This is a genomic window from Streptomyces sp. NPDC037301 (assembly GCF_055602785.1).
The window spans coordinates 155,353-173,106 of sequence record NZ_JBVJWD010000008.1 but is presented as its reverse complement, the minus strand read 5'-3'; the positions used below and the strand labels follow the sequence as shown (position 1 = coordinate 173,106).

The following is a 17,754-nucleotide window of genomic DNA, read 5'->3' as shown; positions in this document are numbered from 1 at the left end:
GGCTCGGCCGGAGGCGCTGTGCGCCCGGACCGAGGGCCCGGTTCCAGTAGGCACCTACGAAAGGCACAACATGTCCAGATTCTCTCGACGTGATCTCCTCAGGGCCGCCGGGGCCGTTGGCGCCGGCGCGTCGGCGGCCCTCATCGCCGGGCCGGCCTACGCCGGTACCGGTGACCGGCGGGACCGGCCCGAGGACCAGAAGTCCTTCTTCGTGGCAACGAACGGGAAGGACTCGAACCAGGGGACGCAGGCCGCGCCTCTCGCGACGCTGGAGAAGGCGCGCGACGTGATCCGGACCTGGCGGCAGGGGGCGCCGGGCCGTGCCACGGAACCGGTGACCGTCTTCCTCCGGGGCGGCACGTACCGGAGGACGCGAAGCTTCACCCTCGAAGCGCAGGACTCCGGTGCACCGGGCCGGCCGGTCACCTACGCCGCCTACGAGGGCGAACAGGTCCGGCTCGTCGGCGGCGTGGACCTGCCCGCTACCGGTTTCGAGGCGGTCAGCGACCAGGCAATCCGCGACCGCCTCCCGGCCGGGTCACGCGACATCGTCCGCGAGTTCGACCTGAAGGCGCTCGGGATCACCGACTACGGCCAGATCGTCCAGACCGGATACGGCCTGCCGCGCGCGGTCACCCCGCCCGAACTGTTCTTCAACAGCGAGGCGATGACCCTCGCCCGTTACCCGAACACCGAGTTCCTCGCCGTCGGTCAGGTCATCGACCCGGGCGGGAACCCCCGCAGTGTCCTCGGCGACCCCGACAAGATGGCCGCCGAATTCGCCAAGGGGGCCACGTTCAAGTACACCGACCCCCGGCCGTCGACCTGGACCGACACCAGTGACGTGTGGATGCAGGGCTACTGGTTCTACGAGTGGGCCGACGGCAACCTTCAGATCAAGGCGATCGATCCGGCGGCGCAGACGGTCTCCACCAAGACCGCCAGCATGTACAGCGTCAAGGCGGGCCAGCGCTACTACTACTACAACGTGCTTGAGGAACTCGACTCGCCGGGTGAGTGGTACCTCGACCGGGCCACCGGGAAGCTGTACCTGTACCCGCCGAGTGACCTGTCCGGCGCGTCGGTGCAACTGTCGCTGCTCGCCGACCCGATGGCCGTCCTCAACGGCTGCTCGAACGTCACGTTCTCGAACCTCATGTTCGAGGGGTCGCGCGGCGACGGCATCGTCATCACCGACGGCACGTCCAACACGGTCGCGGACTGCACCCTGCGGCTCCTGGGCGGTCGCGCGGTCACGATCGGCGACTCAAGTGTCTCGGCCGGCCCGCACGGCGGATCGCGGAACGAGGTCCGCGGCTGCCACATCCAGGCCACCGGCCAGGGGGGCATAGCCCTCGCCGGCGGTGACCGGGCCACCCTCACCCCGGCGCTCAACCGGGCGGTCGGCAACGAGATCCACGACTACAGCCGCCTCCAGTTGACGTACAGCCCCGCGGTCGAACTCGCCGGTGTCGGAAACCACGTCGCCAACAACCACATCTACGATGCGCCGCACGTCGCCATCCTCTTCCGCGGCAACGATCACGTGATCGAGTACAACGAGATCAACGATGTGGTGAAACAGACCAACGACGCCGGCGCCATCTACGCGGGACGGGAGTGGACCGGACGCGGCACGGTCATCCGCTACAACTTCCTGCACGACATCGTGGGCAGCGGCGGATCCCACTTCGCCTCGGGTGTCTACCTCGACGACTGCTTCTGCGGAACGAAGATGTTCGGCAACATCTTCTACAAGGTCGACACCGCCTTCCAGATCGGCGGCGGCCGGGACAACATCATCACCAACAACGTCATGCTGTCGTGCACTCGTTCGGTGCAGCTCGACGAACGAGGGCTCAACTGGGCGGCGGAGAACGTGGCACCCGGCGGCGCGTGGGGGATGTACAACCTGCTGGCCGCCGTTCCCTACCGGGAAGAGCCGTGGCGGTCGCGCTATCCAAGCCTCGTGAACATCGCCGACGACCAGCCGGCATACCCGAAGTACAACGTCGTCGAGTACAACGCGCTCTACACCGTCGCCGCGCTGAGCATCGCCCCGTCCGCGCGCACGTACGGAACGGTTGACCGCAACCTGACACTCACTGCCGATCCTGGCGTCGTGACAGTCGTGAACGGGAAGCCGACCCTGGGCAACGACGACCTGATCGCCGCTCAACTCCCCGGATACCAGCGGATACCCATGAACCGGATCGGACTCTCGTGACCCGCGCGGCCGAGAGCCGCGGGGCAGGGAACCGGCCCAGTCAAAGCCAATAGATAAATTAGTAATTAATCTTGACGGTGGCCCGGTTGCCCCGCCAGTCTGTATCAGCCGAACGAGGGCCCGGCCGCCTGGGTCAGGAGGCCGGGCCTCGTTCCGTGGGCGCGCATGCGGAGTCGCAGGCACACCTCGGCACAGCACAGAGCCGCACCTTTCTGGTCACCCCGCAGTCCAACTCGTCGTACGCGTGAGGCAGTAGCCAACCGTCCGAACGGCGCCACCGGCAGCATCGCCGACAGCTTCACCACCCGAGGAGCCGACAGCCCCATGAACGGAAGCACCCGCTTCGCCGACAAGGTGGCAGTGGTCACCGGAGCCGCGTCGGGCATCGGCGCGGCCACCGCCGAACGGCTCGCCGCCGAAGGCGCCGCGGTGATCCTCGCCGACATCGCCGAGGACGCGGGCGAGCGTGTCGCCGCGGGCATCCGAGCAGCGGGCGGCCGGGCCCTCTTCGTCCGCACGGACGTCGCGGACGAGGTCGACTGGGGGCGGATCGTCTCCGCGGCGCACACCTTCGGCCCCGTCGACGTCCTGGTGAGCAACGCCTTCACGGTCGACGTCACCCCCGCGCACGAGATGACCGTCGCCTCGTGGGAGCGCCAGCTCGCAGTGAACCTCACCGGAGCGTTCCTCGGCTTCCGTGCGGTCCTGCCCGACCTGCGTGAACGCCGCGGCGCCGTGGTGCTCACCTCCTCGGTCCACGCCCACAAGGGCATCCCCGGACATCCCGCGTACGCGGCGTCCAAGGGCGCGCTGCTCTCTCTGTGCGGACAACTGGCGGTGGAGTACGGACCCGAGGTGCGGGTCAACGCCGTCCTGCCCGGCCCCATCCTCACCGGGGCATGGGACCGGGTCTCGGAGGAGGACCGGAGGCAGAGCGTCACCGAGACTGCCGCCAAGCGTTTCGGCACCCCCCAGGAGGCCGCGGCGGCGATTGCGTTTCTCGCCGCCGACGAGGCGTCCTACATCACGGGATCGAGCCTGCTGGTGGACGGCGGCTGGTCCGTCGTCAAGGCCTCGGCCTGACCGTCTCCGTACCCATCGCACACCAGAAAGGCACACAGACATGACGCCATACGCGCGCCGCGGAGTGCACGGCCAGACCGTGGAGACTCTCGCGCGCCGGGTGCTGAGCGGCGAGATCCCTGAAGGGGCGACACTCGATCTCGTTGCGCTGCAGGACGAGTTGGACGTCAGCCTGACCGCCTTGCGGGAATCCCTGAAGGTCCTCGCCGCCAAGGGGATGGTCGACGCGCGCCAGAAACGCGGCACCTTCGTCAGAGCCCGCGCCGACTGGAACCTCCTCGACGCGGACGTGCTGCGCTGGCAGTTCGCGGGTGGCACCGACTCCGGCACCGATCCGGCACTGCTGCACAACCTCGGTGAGGTGCGCGGCATCATCGAGCCGGCCGCTGTCCGGCTGGCCGCCGCCCGCCGCACCGATTCCGACCTGGACGCGCTCGAAGCGGCCCTCGCCGCGATGGGTGAGCAGGAGGGCGGCGCGGCCCACGCGGTCGAGGCGGACCTCGCCTTCCACCGCGCGCTCCTCGCGGCCACCCACAACGAATTGCTCGAACGCATGGAGATGGTCATCGAGTCGGGCCTCGCGCACCGCGACGAGATCGTGCACGGTTCGCCGCACAGCGAGGACCCCGTACCCAGTCACCGGGCTGTGCTGGACGCCGTACGCGACCAGGACCAGGCTGCCGCCGAACGCGCCATGCGGGACCTGCTCGACCAGGCCGTACGCGACCTCGACCGGGCTCACGGCCCCCGGCCGGCCACCGACGAGGGGACCACGAACCGGTGAAGATCACTCGCATCGAGACCTTTCTCGTCCCGCCACGCTGGCTGTTCTGCCGGATCGAGACCGATGAGGGCGTCGTCGGTTGGGGGGAACCCGTCGTCGAGGGCCGGGCCGAGGTCGTCCGCGCCGCCGTCGATGTCCTCGCCGAATATCTGATCGGACAGGACCCGCTGCGCATCCAGGACCACTGGCAGGTGCTCAGCAAGGGCGGTTTCTACCGGGGCGGCCCGATACTCTCCAGCGCTGTCGCCGGTATCGACCAGGCCCTGTGGGACATTGCCGGCAAGGCCTACGGCGCCCCCGTGCACGCGTTGCTCGGCGGTCCGGTCCGCGACGAGGTGCGGGTCTACGCCTGGGTCGGCGGCGACGAACCCGCCCAGCTCACCGAGGAGATCACCGCCCAGGTCGAGGCCGGCTTCACCGCCGTCAAGATGAACGCGGCGGGTCGCACCACACCCCTCGCCACCCCCGCCGAGACCGCCGCCGTCGTCGATCGGGTGGCCGCCGCCCGTGCGGTCCTCGGCCCCGGCCGCGATGTGGCCATCGACATGCACGGAAGATTCGGACCGGCCGGCGCCCGCCGGGTCCTGCACGCCATCGAGCCGCTGCACCCGCTGTTCGTGGAGGAACCGCTCCTTCCCGAGCAGGGGCACCTGCTGCCCGCCCTCGTCGGCGCCACCTCCGTACCCATCGCCACCGGCGAACGGCTGTACGGGCGGGCCGATTTCCTGCCCGCCCTCACCGCCGGCATCGCGGTCGCCCAGCCGGACCTCTCGCACGCCGGAGGCATCTCCGAGGTCCACCGCATCGCCTCGCTCGCCGAGACCTACGGTGCACAACTCGCCCCGCACTGCCCCCTCGGCCCGATCGCACTCGCTGCCAGTCTCCAGATCGCCTTCGCCACCCCGAACTTCCTCATCCAGGAGCAGAGCCGGGGCATCCACTACAACAAGGACGCCGACCTGCTGTCGTACGTCGTCGACACCGAACCGTTCCGCTTCGTCGACGGACGGGCGCGGCGCACGGCCCTGCCGGGGCTCGGTGTCACGGTTGAGGAGAACGCCGTACGCGCGGCTGACCGGACCGGGCACGCCTGGCGCAATCCGGTGTGGCGGTACGACGACGGCGCCTTCGCCGAGTGGTGAGCACGATGCCCACCGTCAGAATCGAGACCGACCCGGCCGGCGGCGGGAGGTGGACGTCGCTGCGGGCGGCCGGCCGCGAATGGCTCTGGCACCGCGACGAGCCACGCCGCCCCGGCGCCATTCCGGGCGACGCCTTCGCCGACGCCGGTGGACTGGAGGAATGCGTACCGACCGTACGCGGCACACCCGACCACGGCGATGCCTGGGCCCGGCCCTGGCAGTGGGCCGATGGCACCGAGTCCGTCGACTGCCCGGACTTCCGGCTCAGCCGCCGGATTCGCAGCGACGGGGGCCGCGCCGTGGCCGACTACCGGCTCACGGCCGAACCCGGCTACCGCTTCCTGTGGGCCGCGCACGCGCTGTTCGATCTCTCGGAGGAGGCCCATATCGGGATCAGGGAGGGCACGCCGACCCGCTTCTATCCCGACAGCGGCGCCCGGTGGACCCCCTGCTCCTGGCCGTCGCAGCCCGGGCGGACGGAAGGGCTCGACCGTCTCGGGCCGGATGACGGGACGGCCGTCGGCGCCATCGTCGACACCCCGCAGGTGTACGTCCGCGACGGCGCGGCCACGTTGCGCATGGCCGTCGAGGCCGAAGGCCAGCCGGTGTCCGTGGCGCTGTGGCGCAACCTCGGCGGCTTCCCCGAGCAGGAGCCGTACCGGTCCGTAGGGGTCGAGCCCATGCTCGGCCGGGTCTTCGACCTGGCGGCCGCGCGGGACGGGGACGCCGCGTGCGTTCCGCGCAGCGGCGAGGTCCGCTGGCGTCTCACCCTGGCTGCGCAGGCACCGGAGCCTTGGACACAACCAGCGCCACGGACGGAGCCGAAATCCGACACGGCACCGGAAGACACAGACAGGAAGGAAACTCACACGTGGATCTGCTGACCGCGCTGCGCACCCACCGGATCGTCGCCATCGTGCGTGGCGACGACGCGGACGCCGCGCTCAGAACCGTACTGACCCTGGCGGAGGAGCACCTCCCGCTCATCGAGGTCTCTCTCAGCGGCAAGGACGCACTCGACGTCATCCGCCGGGCCCGCGCCGCGCTGGGCCCGGGTGCACCGCTCGGTGCGGGCACCGTCCTCACCGCGGAGGACGCACACGCGGTGCGGGACGCGGGAGCCGGCTTCGTCGTCACCCCTGCCGTCTGCGAGGCCGTCACGGAGGCCGGGCGCCTCGGGCTGCCCGTCCTCGCGGGGGTGATGACCCCCACCGACATCGTCGCCGCGCGGCGGCTCGGTGCGGACGCGTTCAAGATCTTTCCCGCGGCGCAGGCCGGTGGCCCCGGATATCTGAGGGCGCTGCAGGGCCCGTTCCCGGACGCGCCGTTCGTGCCGGTCGGGGGGGTGGATGCCGACGCGGCCGGGGCCTATCTCGCGCACGGGGCTACCGCGGTGGGTGTCGGCTCGCCGCTGATCAGCGACGCGGCCGACGGCGGCAGCCTCGAAGCACTCCGCGAGCGGGCGCGCGCCTTCCGCGACGCCGTACGCGCCGCCGCCCCCGCGGACGCCGGCCGATGACCGCCGGCACACCGGCCGTCTGCTGGCAGGACCGGCTCGGGCTCGGTGAAGGAATACGCGCGGTCGACGACGGCATCGTTCTCGTCGACATCCTCACCGGGCGGCTGCTGGCCGGACCCGCGGACCGCTCGGCTCCGCTGACGCAACTCGCCCGGCTGTCCGTGCCCCTGGGCGCGGTCTCCCCCGTCCACGCACGCCCCGGCACCTGGATCGCGGCCGCCGGCACCGGTGTCTGCCTGATCACCGCGCACGGGCGGACCGAGTGGCTCGCGCGCCCCGAGGACGGGGCCGCCACGGCCATGCGGATGAACGACGCGACCGCCGATCCGTACGGCAGGTTCTGGGCGGGCAGCATGGCCTACGACGCCGAGGACGGCGCGGGCTCCCTCTACCGTGTCGACCACGAGGGCACGGTGATCCGGGTGCTGGACGGCCTCACCGTTCCCAACGGTCCGGCATTCTGTGCGGACGGCACCGTGATGTACCTCGCCGACAGCGCCAAGGGCATCATCCGCCGGTACCCGGTCGACCCGGACACCGGGCTGCCGGGTACGCCGGACACTTTCGCCGCCTTCGACCGCGGCAGCCCCGACGGTATGACGGTGGACGCCGAGGGCGCCCTGTGGACTGCGGTCTGGGGCACCGGCACCGTCCACCGCTACCGCGCCGACGGCACCTTGGACCGGCAGATCCGAATTCCTGCGACGCAGCCCGCCGGGCTGTGCCTCGACGGGGACAGCCTGTACGTCACCAGCGCGCGGCACGGTCTCGCTGCACCCGGACCGCTGGACGGCGCGGTCTTCACCACCCGGGTCGGCGTCCGGGGCCTTCCCACGTGTGCCTACCGCCCCGGGAGAACCGAGTGACGGCGATTCACACGTCCCGCGAAACCGGCCGGCGGCCGGTGACGGGACCGGTGACCTGTATCGGTGAGACCATGGCCGCGCTGATCCCCGAACCCGCCGCCCCGCTGGACGGCGCCGGTCTGCTCGGGATCCGGATCGCGGGCGCCGAGTCCAACGTGGCGATGTACCTCGCCGACCACGGGGTGCCCGCCCGTTGGGTCTCCGCGCTCGGTGACGACCCGTTCGGACACCGGATCCGCGCCGAGGTGGCCGCGTCCGGTGTGGACGTCAGCGGCGTACGCACCGACCCGCACCGCCCGACCGGACTCCTCGTCAAGGACCCCGGCACCGAGGGCACCCGGGTCCACTACTACCGCCGCGGCTCCGCCGCCTCGGCCCTGACCCCGGACCTCCTGGACGACGACGCCGTGCGCTCCGCAGGCCTCATCCACCTGAGCGGCATCACCCCGGCGCTCTCGGCAGGCTGCCGGGACCTGGTCACCGCGCTGCTCGAGCCCGACATTGCTGAACGCCCGTGCCCCGTGAGCTTCGACGTCAACCACCGGGCCGCTCTGTGGGCGGACGGTGCGGCGGCCACCGTGCTGCTCGGGCTCGCCCGACGGGCGGACATCACGTTCGTGGGCCTCGACGAGGCACAGGCCCTGTGGGGAGACGGACTGGCCGACGCCTTCGCCGTACGGGACTTGCTGCCACAACCGCCCGTCCTCGTCGTCAAGGACGGTGCACGGGCCGCCACCGCCTTCGACGGCCCCAGGGTCCACACCGTGCCCGCGCCCAGGGTCGAAGTCATCGAACCGGTGGGCGCCGGTGACGCGTTCGCGGCTGGGTTCCTCGCCGGGCTGCTGCGCGGCGAGGAACCTGTACGGGCGCTGCGGCTGGGGCATCTGACGGCGGGCGCCGCACTGCGGGTGACCGGCGACCACGGCCCGCTGCCGGACCGCGCCCGCCTCGCCGAGCTACTCGACGCGGGGCCCGAGGAGTGGGCAGAAGGTGGGTGACCCGGCGATCCGGCCACTGAGCTGAACCGCATTCCGTGCGGCCCTGAAGCCAGGCATGATCGCCTCGGCCGATGGGAGAACACAGGTCCGATTTGGCAGCGTTAGTAGGCGAGTTCGCCGATGGTGCGGTTGCGCCGGATCAGCAGTCCCTGCACAGTCCTGCCGGGACTCCGCCAGCTTCCACGCTGGTGAGCCTTCCCCCGTGAAGGTGGGCAGGTGGGTTCCTCAACGATCCCGGACGCCGGTGGATGAGACCAGAACGGAGACCGCGGCGCGGCCGGAGCCTTGCCGGTCAAGAGCAGACAGCAGTCGGCCGTGGCGGGTTCGAGTTTGAACCAGCGGCCTCTTCGTCCCGAATGAGGGTCGGTTACTGATCTTGCCAGCGCCGATGGCGTTTGCCCTGGTCAGAGCGTCGGGATGTCGTGGTCTCGGGTGGTCTCGAAGGGGGTCGGGGAGCGGGTTGGCTCCCAGATGGCTCCCCAGGAGCCCTGTCACTAGGACGGTGGTCGGTCTGTGGTTTTATGCGTTGTTCGCCGTTCGACTTCGAAGGCTGTCGACGTAGTCCTGACGGAGCATGCGGCGGCTTCGCGGACGCTTCCCTGCGTTGATGTCCTCCACGTACTTGGCAAGGAGCTCGGGGTTGCTGCCCGACCATCCGTGTGCGAGAGCCCACCCCTGCATGGCTTCATCATCCATCGGGATGCCGGCGTCGTGCAGTGCGAGCAGGCAGCTCACGACCATGTCCTTCTCGTAACCGGCTGAGATGGTGTTGTTGTGGTTGACGGTCAGCGTCAGGCTCTTCAGGGCTTCGACGACGACGCGATCGAGTTCTGGTGTCAGCTCTTCCCACGCTGAGCCGTCGCCAAGGATCGATGGCCTCACGACTGTCACCCACGGCCTGATCTCGTCTTCGTTCCACGTGATGACGCAAAGCGCCCGGATGCGGTGGCCGCCGTACTGCACCAGCTTCCCGATGTCCGCCATGTCCGGCCAGGCCATGAGCACCGGACCGTTTCCACGGATGAACCCGCGCCCCTGCCGGTGATGTGCTCGACGTTGGAGTGTCGGGACACGAGTTGGTCCAACTCCGAGAGGTTCTGCAGGTTGGACTTGAGGCTGGTCCAGACGTTGAGCGTGTCGCCGTCCTCCACGTGTTCGCAGCACCAGTTGATGGCCGCGTCCACACCTTCGGTGTCGTTGCTGGCGACAGCGCACGGATAGTTCACGTCGCGATCGAACATCCCTGCTCCTTGTTCTCGGGTCGGACAGGGCTCACGCTACGCGCAGGTACTGACAGAGTCGCTCGCGCGTTCATCAGCCCCCGACACCCGACTCTTCGTGCCAACCTCGATCTAGCTGCCAGGGGGCTGCCTGCGAGGGATCCGTAGGTGGCGTGATCAATCGGCTCCACGAACGCACCGCGTGGGACCTCGCCTCAGGGACAGCTGACGGGCAGGCGCGATGACCGGATCGCCATGCCCAGGGAACACGGCTGCCTAGCACAACTGCGTGGCCAATAGGTATGGAATAAGCAGATTCTAAGTGGGTGTCACCCCTGCTGCTAGCGTTCTTCGGGCAGTCACATCAGCGGACTCAAGCTCCTCACCTTCGCCATGTTGGCGGTGGGCGGCAACGCCGGCAGCCGAAGCCGGTACGTCTCGGAAGTGCGGTCGAGCGTGCTGATGCCGTCTCGGACACATCGGGTCTAGCCCGGGCGAGCCGAGGGGGAGAACGGGAAACAGCATGACCGATCTCCTTGGACGACCACGGCGTCCAGGTGCGTGCCTGGATGGACACCGGGACGAAGATCGGAGAACACCCTGATGGAGCCATCATCCGGCGCGGGCGAGACCGTGCTGCCCCGCCCCGTAGAAGCGCTGCCTCTGCCTGCATTGGCAGCCGCAACACGGAAGCTCGCCGACAAACTCATCGAACACTTCACCATGGGCGAGCCCGCCGCATTGGCCCTCGCGCAGGCTGTCGTCGACCCATCTGCCGCCCGCCGGGTGGCAGAGTCCCCGGAGCGGCTGCGGGTGCCCGGCGGCGTGATCCTGGCCATCCGGGCTGACGTATGGGCGCGCTATATCATCCCGGACCCGCGAAACCCGCGGATCGGTCCGTCGCGCCGGCACCCGGCCTCGAACCTGATCGGCACTGGCGAGAGCACGCGCTTCCGTCCGCTGGCCGAGCCGATCGCGGCGTCGGGGAGTCGCCCGGAACTCGTGCAGAGGCTCGCGAACCAGGAACACCTCGCGTGGGCGGCACAACTGTCCAAGGAGTACGTGCTCGACCACAACGACTGGCGCGAGTCCCTCCGTCACCAGGGAGTGATGACAGAGGTGTGGCTGGCCGCGACGGCCTTTCAGCACGAGGACAGCACGCCCGGGGTAACGGTTCCGGTCACGGTAGAGGGGTCGAGCCGCGTGACGTGCGCCCACGACCTGCTCGACCTGAGGTCCGCCGACGTTCCTTACCTCCGGGACACGGCGAAGCTGCGTTCCCACATCCGCAAGCTCAACGAGGCGATCACGACTGCGGGCGACCCGGCACAAGTTGACCCCGAGGTGGCAGTCACCGTGCGCTGCGAACGGCTTCCGGCGCTGCTGCTCGTCGGTTTCGAACCGCATGACGGCACCACCGCTGACTTCGGCGTCGCCGTCAAGTCGTTGGTCGCGCTCCGGCACGTCGATTCCCCCAAGCCGTGGGGCGAAGCCGCGGAGAACGAGGCTCTCGCCGATGCCGTGGTGGACGAGATCGAGCGGCGAAAACTGATCACTCCCGCCAAGGCCGACTGGCTACGCGGTGCTCTCACCCCCGACCAGGCGAAGGCCGCCGGATTCAACGACGACCCGTCCGTTCGGGCGGCGGCGATCGTCCGGCTCTTCGCCGAGCGCGATCAGCCGATCCACGCCGCTGTGCGGGTCGCCATCACCGGACAGAGCACCCGCAAGAACATCACCACCAAGCTGCTGATCGACGTAGCTTCCTCTTTGGTTATGCGCTCGGTTTCGGAAGAGGACTCCCGTAGGCGGGAACGGATGCGGAAGTACCTGAAGTCGGCCTTCCCGGGCGAGCTGGCCAAGGACTGGGAGGCCACGTTCCGTGGGACGGAGGAGCTGGCTCAAGCCGCGCTTGAGGAGGTGACAAAGGGGGAGCCAGGTGTGGCGACCCGGGAACTGGCGGCCCGCAGCGCCTATCCCCTGGTGATCAACGGCCAGCTCACGGGTGACCGTGGCACGAACAACAATGATCAACCCGATCGTCGGCACCCAGGCGAGGTCATCGACCGCATGCGGAGTACCCAGCACGGTGTGCACCAGCTGAAGCAGACGCTCCTCGACTCTGCGGCGGGTCGCAGGACCCGCAAGGTGGATGAGACAGGACGGGTCACTCAGAACGACGACGGCCGCGACATCCTCGTCACCGACGCGGACCTCCGCCGCACCTTCCCGCCCGCTGGCGAAGGCCCATCACTCACACCGGCCCCCCGAAACGCGGCTGAGATTCTCGGGAACGCCCTCCACGAGTTGGCCACTTCGATCCAGGAGGTCGAGGGGGCGGTCAAGGTTGTGGAGGCGGTCAGGGCAGACGACGGGACCCGTGCTATCGATTCGCTGGGCGCCGATCGAGCCGACTGCGAGGCGTGGCGGAACATCCTGCAGGACGTCCTGTTCAAGTTGCCCGTCTGGCAACAGCGGAGCGTCCAGCGACACGGGATCATCGCCGAGGACCCGTACGACCTCGATGCAGACCCTGACGACGAGGAAGGCGAGGAACCGGAAGGCGAGTTCGATGGTCAGCCAACTGACGAAGACACCCGGCTTCAGGACGAGGTCGCCTGAATCGCTCTTGCCGCCCGGGTTCTCCGGACAGGCATAGCAAACCCGGCCGTAGGCCGGAAATGCGACGCGGACAAACGGTGAGGCCCACCCACCCGACCAGGGCGAGGGCGGCAACGCCGGCTTCCCGGGCTTGTGCTCGGGAAGCCGGTACACCTCGGGGCCGAACCGCGATCCGCTGCCGCTTGCCGTCACACCGGGCGTGACCCGGAAGACATCAAGTGGGTGCGCCGGGCAGTTCCCAGCTCACCCTGGCTATTCACTGTGGACCGGACATGGCCACGAGCTGGAACACTGCGAAGACTCCCAAACACGAAGAACCCATCGACATCGACGGCCAGAAGCACGTCGTGAAACTCGGCGTGTTCATCAGCAACACCAAGAGCCGACGCGACAAGCTCACCCAGGAGCAGCGCGAGGTCCTCGCGGAGCTCGGGGTGGAGGGCGTGACACCAGCCATGGCCAATCGTTGAACCGGCAGGACAGACGTCACGTCATGTCGCAGAGAGACCCCGGGCGATAGCGCCCGGGGTCTCGTGCTGTCGAGCGCGGTCCTGTCCGCCACCGTACGGGAGGGACGCGGCCCGGCCACGATGGTCGGTAGTCGCCCGCCCACTACCTCTGCGGTATCCCGTACGTATGCCCCTGGTCCCCCACGAGATCGTCCTCCGGGTTGATGCCCTGTCCGATCCGGCTGCCTAGTGTCCTTCACATGACGATCAGACTCCGCAGACGGACCGCTGCCGCCGCCCTCGCCACCATGGCCCTGCTGGCCACGCCCGCCGCCACCGCCCACGCCGTCCCCGGCCCCGCGCCCGCCCCGGCCGCCTCCGCCGCCGCCACGCTCGAACTGCCCCGTCCGACCGGTCCGTACGCCGTCGGCAGCGACATCCTCCACCTCACCGACCACGACCGCACCGACCCCTGGGTGCCTGAGTCCGGGGACCGCGAACTGATGGTGTCCCTGTACTATCCCGCCCGCCCCGGGCGGCCGGGCGCCACCGCTCCGTACATGAGCACCGGGGAAGCCCGCCTGCTGCTGGCGGGCATCGGGCTGGAAGGCACCGTGCAGCCGGCGACGCTCAGCTCGCTCGGCACCCATGCCCGCACCGGCGCCCGGACGGCCCCCGGGCACTTCCCCCTGGTACTGCTCTCCCCGGGCTTCGGCAACCCCCGGGCGACGGTGACCTCGCTCGCCGAGGACCTGGCGAGCCGCGGTTACGTGGTGGCGAGCGTCGACCATGCCTACGAGTCCCTCGGGACCGAGCTGCCCGACGGCCGGCTCCTGACCTGCGTGGCCTGCGAGAAGATGACGTCCGCGCCCAGCGAGGAGGCCCGGGAGGAACTGGGCAGGCTCGTCTCCACCGGTCGGGCCGCCGACCTCTCCTTCGTACTGGACCGGCTGACCGGCCACCGTCCCGCCTGGGAGGGCTCCCGCATGATCGACCGACGCCGGGTCGCCGTGGCCGGCCACTCCATCGGCGGCAGCGCGGCCGCCTCCGCGATGCTCGCCGACCCACGCTTCGACGCGGGGATCAACATGGACGGCACGTTCCAGGAGCGCGTTCCCGCCTCCGGCCTCGCCAGGCGCCCCTTCATGATGCTGGGCACCGCGTCGCACTCCCCCGGCGGCAAGGACGAGTCCTGGGACCAGGGTTGGCAGCGGCTGGACGGCTGGAAGCGCTGGATCGGCGTCGAGGGCTCCGGCCACTCCAGCTTCACCGACGTCCCCGTCCTGGAGGACCGGCTGGGCGTGACGCTGGACCCCACGGTCACGCTCTCCACCGACCGGCAGGTCCGGATCACCCGTGACTACGTCAGCGCCTTCCTCGACCAGCACCTGCGCGGACGGCACCAGCCCTTGCTGGACGGCCCCACACCCGACAACCCCGAGGTCGTCTTCCAGCAGCCCTGAATACCGGCACACACAGGAGCGCCCCCGGACGCACGGATGCTGGAAGGTCTCCTCCACCCGCCACCTTGATCCAGCGACGCGGCCAGGGTGGCCAGGGGCGCCGGGTCGAGTGAGAAGCAGCGGTAGTAGGCGAGTTCACTGGTGGTGCGGTTGCGGCGGATCAGCAGCTGGCGGCTGCCGGGGCGGGGTTCGGCCAGATCGATGACCGCCCAGTCGTAGAAGCGGTGCCCCTTGGCACCGGCCCCGGCCGACAGCTTCTGCCAGGCCCGCTTCGGCACCTTCGCGGCCAGGGCATCCGCGCGGAACTTCCCCGCGCCGGTGGTGGCTTCATGTGAGCAGGCGACGGCGAGCACCTAGCCGACCTGGCGCTCTTCCAGCGCGGAGCACAGCTTTGGGTTGCCGCCGTAGACCTCGTCTGCCGCGACCCAGCCGACGCGGTGCCCGGCATCGAGAAATCGGCCGATCATGCGGACGGCCAGCTCCGGCTTGGTCGCGAAGACGGTGTCCTCGTCCAGGCCCGCGGCTCGGCAGCGATCTGGGTCGCGCGTCCAGGAGTGCGGGATGTACAGCTCCCGGTCCACCGCCGCGTGCCCGCGCAGTCCCGCGTAGACGAGGTAGACAGCGACTTGCGCGTTTTCGATCCTCCCGGCGGTGCCGGTGTACTGGCGCTGGACGCCGACGGTGTGCGTGCCCTTCTTCACGTCCCCGGTCCCGTCGACCACCAGCACTGCACCCTCGTCGTGTAGATGCTCCAGGACGTACTCGCGCACGTCATTATTAGCGCGGCTATTCCGTGCTTGGTAGGGGTTGTGCAGTGGTGCCGACCGGCGCCGTCACCGGCCGGCACCACGTCTCAGCGGCGCAGGAGGTTCGTCGCCGGGCTCGCGGCCCGGACCTCGAGGCGCCGGAGCGAATAGCCGAAGGACGACGTGCGCTTGATGCCCTGCATGCCGATGTACCGGCCCGACACGGGAGCGAAGGTGAGGTCGTCCACGCGGGCGCCCGCGGGCTTGTCCCGGACGGCGGCGGCTGTCTTCCAGTTCGCTCCGTCGTCGGAGACCTGGATGTCGTAGTCCTGTCCGGACGCCGTCTCCCAGTCGAGCAGGACGCGGCGGACCGTCTGCGCCTGGCCCAGGTCCACCTGGATCCATTCGCCGTCACGGTAGGCACTGGCCCAGCGGCTCGCCGGGTCACCGTCGGTGGCGTTCTCCGGTCCCAGGCTGGGCACTTCGGACGACGACGCGGTGGTCGGCCGGTGCAGCGCCAGATCCGCTGCGTCGAAGACGCGCATGCTCCACAGTGCGTAGCCGTCCTGTTTGCGGGCCGCTTCGGTGCCGACGAGACGCACGTACCGGGCGGTGACCGGTTCGAAGGTGAGCGTGTCGGATCCCGCGGACGTGCGGTCCGTGCGGCGGGCGACCGTGGTCCAGGTCGTGCCGTCGCCGGACACCTGGATCGCGTAGTCGCGGCCGTGTGCGGGCGCCCAGTCCAGGTCGGCCTTGGTGACGACCTGGGGGCGGCCGAGGTCCACGCGGAGCCAGGCGTGATCTCCCGGGCCGCTCTGCCACTTGGTGGTGCTCACCCCGTCGAACGCCGCGTCGGCCGGTCCCGCGGACGCGGTCGCCGGCTTGCCCGCGCTCAGCTCGCTGTTGGCCGGGGTGGCAAGTGTCGTGGCGACCTCGGTCAGCCCCGTACCCACGCCGAGCTTGCGCACGGTCGAGATGAAATCGCTGTACGGGACACCCGAGTTGGCGCCGCTCCACATCTTCTGCGCCAGGACTCCGAAGGTGGGCTCGACCAGTTTGTGTACGTCGAGTTCGGTGTAGCTGGACGTGGTCAGGTCGTTCCACACCGAGGACATGGCGCCGAGGAGTTGGGGGTCCTTCGGTGCGACGCTCTGGCCGTCGGGGAAGACATTGGGTTCCCAGTTGTCGTAGAGGTACTTACCGTCCAGGCCGTGGCCGTGGTAGTAGCTCGCGAACGGGACGATGTAGAGCAGGGCGTCGTTGGTGTTGATGAACGAGTAGCCGTCCTTCTTGGCGGCCTGCGGGCCGTACCACTGGTTGTTCCAGCTGTTGAGGGTGACGTCCCGGTCGTAGCCCTCGGTGCTGGACGCCATCAGGGACAGGCTGCCCCAGGCGCGCGGATGCTTGCCGAGCGCGCGGATATGGGCGGCCATCTCGTTGAAGTAGGTCTTGTAGCGGGGCTTGTCGACCCGGTACTCGTCGGCGCCGAAATGCACGTCCGGACCGCGGAACCACGGCGTGAACTCGTCGAACACCGACTTCATGAACGCGGTGGTCTCCGGCTTGGACAGGTCCAGGTGGTCGGAGTCGCCGTGGTTCAGACCGAGGGACGGCTTGAACCGGATGAACGCGAGCGAGTGGGCGGGAGCATCGAACTCGGGGACGAGCGTGACGCCGTTGGCGGCGGCAGTGTCCTCGAAGGAGTCCCAGTCGCGCCGGTCGTACGCTCCGTCCTTCGAGGCCAGGCCGGACAGCGCGGGGTTTTCGGTCTTGAGCCGGAAGCCGGCCTGGGCCTCGCTCCAGGGACGGTCGCCCTTGAACCCGTTGTCGTTGAGGTGGATCTGGAACTCGTTGAGCTTGAACCAGCCCATGAGACGGATGTAGTCCCGGATGAAGTCCGCGGTGAAGAAGCGCCGCCCGACATCCAGCGTGAAGCCCCGCACCTTGTAGTTCGGCCAGTCCACGGCAGTGCCCACGGGGACGGAATTACGGCCGTCGTCGAGCAGCAGGATCTGCAGGAGCGTACGGGTGCCGTAGTAGACGCCCTTCGCGCTCGGCGCGGTGATGCGCACGTTCTTGCCGGTGACCGTGAAGGTGTAGCCCTCTTCCTTGAACCGGGCGCTGTCCACCGCTTCGGGCAGGGTGGGATCGATCGACAGCACGATGTCGCCGCTGTGCGGGTGGCGCGGCGACAGGGCCGGCTTGCGCCCCGTGACCTGCTCGATCTCGTCGGGGAGGGTGGCGAGTTGGTCGCGGAGACGGTCGCGCTGCGCTCCGGCGAACACGATGCGGCTGTGCCGGCTCAGCTCGAAGAATCCGGTGCGGCCCTGCCACTTCTGGAGGGCGGGCACCACTGCGGGTTTTGCGTTGACCGGGTCGGGGGCGGCGCTTGCCGGTGTGGCGGGAGCGGCGAGGGCGAGCAGGGAGACCATTAACGCGAGAAGGCACAGCAGCTGTCTTGGACGCACTCTCATGTGAAACTCCAAGCGTTCTCGATGGATTCGTTCCTGGAGGTTCGTGCGGGTGACGCGACGGGGAGCAGGTGCCGGCCGTGGGGGGGGGGGGGGGGGGGGGGGGGGGGGGGGGGGGGAGGGGGGGGAGGGGGGGGGGGGGGGGGGGGGTGTGGGGTTTGTAC

Annotated in this window: 13 protein-coding genes and 1 pseudogene; 11 read left to right on the top strand and 3 right to left on the bottom strand. The window is 69.6% G+C overall.

Annotated elements, in window-relative coordinates:
• The first annotated feature begins 70 nt into the window (after nucleotides 1-70).
• The 8 genes from ACZ7IB_RS16085 to ACZ7IB_RS16050 all read left to right on the top strand — a co-directional run bounded on the left by ACZ7IB_RS16085 (nucleotide 71) and on the right by ACZ7IB_RS16050 (nucleotide 8,619).
• A complete protein-coding gene (locus tag ACZ7IB_RS16085; protein WP_470913083.1) occupies nucleotides 71-2,227 on the top strand; it encodes a right-handed parallel beta-helix repeat-containing protein in 2,157 nt (718 codons plus the stop codon).
• Nucleotides 2,228-2,551: 324 nt separating this feature from the next.
• Entirely contained in the window at nucleotides 2,552-3,310 is a 759-nt protein-coding gene (locus ACZ7IB_RS16080) for an SDR family NAD(P)-dependent oxidoreductase (RefSeq protein WP_470913082.1), read from the top strand.
• A gap of 40 nt (nucleotides 3,311-3,350) precedes the next feature.
• A complete protein-coding gene (locus tag ACZ7IB_RS16075) occupies nucleotides 3,351-4,094 on the top strand; it encodes a FadR/GntR family transcriptional regulator (protein ID WP_470913081.1) in 744 nt (247 codons plus the stop codon).
• Nucleotides 4,091-5,236 (top strand): galactonate dehydratase, encoded by a 1,146-nt coding sequence (dgoD, locus tag ACZ7IB_RS16070; protein WP_470913080.1) that lies wholly within the window; start codon nucleotides 4,091-4,093, stop codon nucleotides 5,234-5,236. Before ACZ7IB_RS16075 ends, dgoD begins: the two co-directional genes overlap by 4 nt.
• A gap of 5 nt (nucleotides 5,237-5,241) precedes the next feature.
• On the top strand, nucleotides 5,242-6,120 hold the full coding sequence (locus ACZ7IB_RS16065; RefSeq protein ID WP_470913079.1) for an aldose epimerase family protein: 879 nt from the start codon (nucleotides 5,242-5,244) through the stop codon (nucleotides 6,118-6,120).
• Nucleotides 6,108-6,755 (top strand): bifunctional 4-hydroxy-2-oxoglutarate aldolase/2-dehydro-3-deoxy-phosphogluconate aldolase, encoded by a 648-nt coding sequence (locus tag ACZ7IB_RS16060; protein WP_470913078.1) that lies wholly within the window; start codon nucleotides 6,108-6,110, stop codon nucleotides 6,753-6,755. The genes ACZ7IB_RS16065 and ACZ7IB_RS16060 overlap by 13 nt, the downstream gene beginning before the upstream one ends.
• On the top strand, nucleotides 6,752-7,621 hold the full coding sequence (locus ACZ7IB_RS16055; protein ID WP_470913077.1) for an SMP-30/gluconolactonase/LRE family protein: 870 nt from the start codon (nucleotides 6,752-6,754) through the stop codon (nucleotides 7,619-7,621). Before ACZ7IB_RS16060 ends, ACZ7IB_RS16055 begins: the two co-directional genes overlap by 4 nt.
• The gene (locus tag ACZ7IB_RS16050; RefSeq protein WP_470913076.1) at nucleotides 7,618-8,619 is read left to right on the top strand and encodes a sugar kinase; all 1,002 of its coding nucleotides are present in this window, start codon (nucleotides 7,618-7,620) and stop codon (nucleotides 8,617-8,619) included. The genes ACZ7IB_RS16055 and ACZ7IB_RS16050 overlap by 4 nt, the downstream gene beginning before the upstream one ends.
• 519 nt (nucleotides 8,620-9,138) lie before the next feature.
• On the opposite strand, the gene ACZ7IB_RS16045 is transcribed toward ACZ7IB_RS16050, so the two are convergent.
• Nucleotides 9,139-9,618 (bottom strand): hypothetical protein, encoded by a 480-nt coding sequence (locus ACZ7IB_RS16045; RefSeq protein ID WP_470913075.1) that lies wholly within the window; start codon nucleotides 9,616-9,618, stop codon nucleotides 9,139-9,141.
• 824 nt (nucleotides 9,619-10,442) lie between these two features.
• On the opposite strand from ACZ7IB_RS16045, the gene ACZ7IB_RS16040 reads away from it, so the two are divergent.
• From ACZ7IB_RS16040 to ACZ7IB_RS16030, 3 genes are all read left to right on the top strand, one after another.
• Nucleotides 10,443-12,461 (top strand): hypothetical protein, encoded by a 2,019-nt coding sequence (locus ACZ7IB_RS16040; RefSeq protein WP_470913074.1) that lies wholly within the window; start codon nucleotides 10,443-10,445, stop codon nucleotides 12,459-12,461.
• Between the two features lie 272 nt (nucleotides 12,462-12,733).
• Nucleotides 12,734-12,931 carry a hypothetical protein gene (locus ACZ7IB_RS16035; protein WP_470913073.1) on the top strand — a complete coding sequence of 66 codons (198 nt, stop codon included), beginning with the start codon at nucleotides 12,734-12,736 and terminating at the stop codon, nucleotides 12,929-12,931.
• Between the two features lie 239 nt (nucleotides 12,932-13,170).
• Complete coding sequence (locus ACZ7IB_RS16030) at nucleotides 13,171-14,373, top strand: alpha/beta hydrolase family protein (protein ID WP_470913072.1); 1,203 nt, start codon at nucleotides 13,171-13,173, stop codon at nucleotides 14,371-14,373.
• Between the two features lie 39 nt (nucleotides 14,374-14,412).
• Here the strand turns inward: ACZ7IB_RS16030 and ACZ7IB_RS16025 are convergent.
• A pseudogene (locus tag ACZ7IB_RS16025) lies at nucleotides 14,413-15,149 on the bottom strand (IS701 family transposase); the annotation flags it as partial.
• A gap of 77 nt (nucleotides 15,150-15,226) precedes the next feature.
• On the bottom strand, nucleotides 15,227-17,593 hold the full coding sequence (locus ACZ7IB_RS16020) for a discoidin domain-containing protein (protein WP_470913071.1): 2,367 nt from the start codon (nucleotides 17,591-17,593) through the stop codon (nucleotides 15,227-15,229).
• Between the last annotated feature and the right edge of the window lie 161 nt (nucleotides 17,594-17,754).